Annotated in this window: 4 protein-coding genes; 1 reads left to right on the top strand and 3 read right to left on the bottom strand. The window is 37.1% G+C overall.

What is annotated here, in order from left to right; genetic code table 11:
• Nucleotides 1–109 precede the first annotated feature (109 nt).
• A complete protein-coding gene (locus tag NFR61_RS11070) occupies nt 110–310 on the top strand; it encodes a hypothetical protein (protein ID WP_251624133.1) in 201 nt (66 codons plus the stop codon).
• Between the two features lie 90 nt (nt 311–400).
• Here NFR61_RS11070 and NFR61_RS11075 read toward each other — a convergent pair whose 3' ends face one another.
• From NFR61_RS11075 to NFR61_RS11085, 3 genes are all read right to left on the bottom strand, one after another.
• Nucleotides 401–1,300 (bottom strand): helix-turn-helix domain-containing protein, encoded by a 900-nt coding sequence (locus NFR61_RS11075; protein ID WP_251624135.1) that lies wholly within the window; start codon nt 1,298–1,300, stop codon nt 401–403.
• Nucleotides 1,301–1,502: 202 nt separating this feature from the next.
• Nucleotides 1,503–1,853 (bottom strand): hypothetical protein, encoded by a 351-nt coding sequence (locus tag NFR61_RS11080; RefSeq protein WP_251624137.1) that lies wholly within the window; start codon nt 1,851–1,853, stop codon nt 1,503–1,505.
• Nucleotides 1,854–1,969: 116 nt separating this feature from the next.
• Nucleotides 1,970–2,821 (bottom strand): ParB N-terminal domain-containing protein (locus NFR61_RS11085; protein WP_251624139.1); only part of this gene is annotated, 852 nt, incomplete at its 5' end.

A 2,821-nucleotide genomic window follows, 5' to 3' on the forward strand; every position in this document is an offset into this window, starting at 1 on the left:
AAACGTATTTACAGTATAAGCCTGTTTGATTCGTTTAGGGGGAAATACTTTTGTATCTTTGTCATACTGAATAAGATAATCTATTTTTTAATTTCAATTTTACAATCCGATGAAAATTCAATGCAAGACTTCGGATTGGTTTGGCTTGGAACATGTGAGTGAGACCCACCATGTAGACCTGTACAGGCATATAAACATGGAAACTCTGTGTAAGTTATATCCCCAGTTCTTCAATCCTGAAGTATGGCTTTCCTCCACACCACCCAAACCAGTCATGCCGAAGAAAAGAAAATTCGTAAAACGTAAATAGATACCTCTTACTCTTAGATAGTGCAGCCGATATTCAGATAACATATTTGGGTATCGGCTTTTGCTTTTCTAAGGCAACTAATAGAACCTATTAATCCAACACAATGGATATTTTCTCTTTCTCCTGCTCCGCCTCTAAGGCTTTCCCTACCGCTATTTTGACAAAATAATTCAGACTGCTTATTTTTTCAGGTATTTCTTGTATTCTCTTTTCATATAATTGCTTTAGCATGTCAGGTGTCTTTCCTGAAATATAAATCCTGCTAAGCAATCTGCTGTCAAACGGAGGACAAACCACCCTTTTACTTTTACAGAACTCATAAATGACCTTATAGATGTCCTTATACCTGTCTGCATTTTTAGCATTCTTTGGAATAGTCATCGGAGGAAATCCATTATGGAATAATCCTTTCATAATAGAATATTCCTGTCCTTCCTCGTTCTGTGTCACCAGTCCATATTTTTGACACTGCCGCATCAGTTTGGCAATTGTAGCATAGGACAACTGCATATGTTCCTCCAATTTCCTGTAACTATACAATGTAGAATCAGTAAAATTCATACACAGGCATTTCAACAGTAAAATGAATCCCTTTATAAATGACATTTCTTTTAGTTCCACCCCTTCCAGTTTAAAGTCAAACAGCTTTCTTGCCACCATGATGTAATAGACATCCGGAATCTGAATGAAATAATCCGTCAGGTGTCTTGGCATTCCTTTAGGAGTTACTCCGTTATAGTAACTTGTCATGTTTATAATCCCTTTCTCCTTTAATTGCTTCAAGTATCTTTTTAGAGAGGATTCCGGAATGCCTGTCTTTTCCACTAAGGTACGGTGTATGACATGTGATTCGCCTGTCTGATAATCGGCATGGAACACAAGTGCCAGTAAAACGGCAGCCTCCTTGTTGTTTAAATACTTATGCAGGTCATTCCTTACTCTTCTGTAAGACAGTTTATCTATATCCATATTCTCTTTACATATATTCATTTTTGAATCATTTGATTCAAAATCAAATATTAGTTATTTAGTATTAGTTATTAGTATACAGCTCAATAATATATCATCATCTAAGTGTAAAATATATCACTTGGAAAATCGGAGCTGACATCGCATTAAACCTTGATTTTTATTTTAAAGGAGTGCAGCTCCCAATCAGAGAAACTACAACTCCTTTTTAACATGGTTTGTCTTATTCCTTCAATTCCATAGCCACCAATAAATTAATATCCCAGCATTGGAACTCTTCATCAAAAGATAGGAAGAGGCGTGGTTTCTCAAAACTTATCTCCGGATAATCTTCATGGAGTTTTTCTGAAATTTCAGGCATATCTATTTGAGTCATTTCTCCTGCCACTTGCTCCATAATGGGGCGTGGTACACCTATCTTAAAACTCGTCAGATAGGTATTACAGATAACCTGACCTTTCATTTTTGATTCTTTAAATGCTTTGAGTTTTGCAGGCATTTCTTTATCTATATTCTTTAGAGCCATTTCTACTATTGAAGTAATCTCAAATTTGATTTTATTTGTTTTTTCCATTATGTTTAATTTTAAAAGTTAGACATAAGAGGAGTTTCCGGCATTACTCTTGGTTAAACCTTCTGCGCATGAGGGTAAACACCGGAGCATCCTCTGTTTTTAATTATATATCCGAATTAATCATTCATATTTGCTTCACGGAGTAAGGCAACAAAGTCGTCGCCTGCTTTCACGTCTTTAAAACGGGCTTCTTTATCCGTTAGCTTTGGTAGATTTTCCAATGCTGTGAAGGCTGTTGCTTCACTCGTTGCTGCGGAGAAGCTGTTGAAGCCTTCTATGAAATAACGTTTTGTTATCAGGTCTACACCCATACCTGCGGCTTTGCAGAGGGTAATGAACTTATCCCCTCGTTCTATATTTACCACTGCTTTTTTATTTAATTGGTAGGGTTCTCCTTTTAGTACTTTATTCAGAATACTATCAGAGATTCGTTTTCCTGTATAGATTAACATCGGTGTAGAAGGATTGAATCCTTCAGAAATGCGGTCTGCTATACTTGTAAAAGGCTCTGTGCCCACCGTCAATTGTGCAATGACGAACTTATCCCGTTTGTCCCAGTGGCTACCTGCTTTATTAATGTCAATTAAGTATTTAGCCACATTCTCCACCTCTTTAAGGTGTACATTTGGAATTACATATTCCGAACCTGTTGCATTTAATTGTGCAAAGGCTTTGCACCTGTGCTGTCCGTCAAGTATTACCAAATACTTGTCAGCTTCATCAGGATTAATGGCATTGCCACTGTAGTCAATTACTTCATATCCGGCTTCAACCAGTTTGGAGCCTTCTATGGCTATTACTGGATAAGCCTCTTCATACTCACCATTGGCAATGATGGTGATAAAGTCATCAACATCTTTTTGGTCTATCGGACGATTGTATTTCACTCTTGCGAGTTTGTATTTTACAATCTCGTTACTTCCTGCCAACTGGAAAGACTGTACGCCTTTCTCCGGCTGGATTAATTT

Source organism: Odoribacter lunatus, from assembly GCF_943193135.1.
Lineage (GTDB): Bacteria > Bacteroidota > Bacteroidia > Bacteroidales > Marinifilaceae > Culturomica > Culturomica lunata.